Below are 264 nucleotides of genomic sequence, written 5' to 3'. Positions count from 1 at the left end.
AATTGGCAGCAGTTGATAGCAAGTTGGGTACGTTAGACGATGCAGCAGTTAAATATGACAATGCAACGACTAAAGACAAGATCACGCTTGCAGGTACTGGTGGTACCACGATTACTAACGTAAAAGCAGGTGCGGTGAATTCAAGCTCAACTGATGCGGTGAATGGTAGCCAATTATTCAACACAGCAAATGATGTGAAGAATGCAATTGGTGGCAATACAACGATTGATGCGACAACTGGTGCAATCACGACAAGTAACATTG

The 264-nt window shown here is 43.2% G+C and carries 1 protein-coding gene; it reads left to right on the top strand.

Annotation, left to right across the window (positions count from 1 at the left end; translation table 11 throughout):
* Positions 1-264, top strand: a 264-nt coding sequence (locus F3J02_RS18390; RefSeq protein WP_228284365.1) for a hypothetical protein, incomplete at both ends; no start/stop codon positions are given.

The sequence above is a fragment of the Acinetobacter sp. Tr-809 genome, assembly GCF_011753255.1.
GTDB lineage: Bacteria > Pseudomonadota > Gammaproteobacteria > Pseudomonadales > Moraxellaceae > Acinetobacter.
The sequence above is the reverse complement of the archived record's forward strand: the minus strand, read 5'-3'. Positions and strand labels throughout refer to the sequence as shown.